General features: G+C 63.3%; 1 protein-coding gene. It reads right to left on the reverse strand.

Features of this window, described 5'->3' with window-relative positions:
- Positions 1-267 (reverse strand): imelysin family protein (locus SB772_RS41655; protein ID WP_410838726.1); only part of this gene is annotated, 267 nt, incomplete at both ends.

The following is a 267-nucleotide window of genomic DNA, read 5'->3' on the forward strand; positions in this document are numbered from 1 at the left end:
GGATCTCCGTGTTGGCGATGATGTTGGCGCTGGCGGCCGGGTTGCCCAGGGCGTGCTCGTAGCTCTTGTCGACGTAGTCGATCAGGCCTTCGTCCAGCGGCCATGCGTTAACTTGGCCTTCCCAGTCATCGATGATGGTGTTGCCGAAGCGGAAGGCCTCGCTCTGCAGGTACGGCACACGCGAGGCGAACCAGGCTTCCTTGGCGGCCTTCAGGGTTTCGTCGTTGGGCTGAGCAAGGAACGCGTCGACAGCGGTCTGCAGGGCCT

It is taken from the genome of Paraburkholderia sp. SIMBA_030, assembly GCF_046535245.1.
GTDB lineage: Bacteria > Pseudomonadota > Gammaproteobacteria > Burkholderiales > Burkholderiaceae > Paraburkholderia.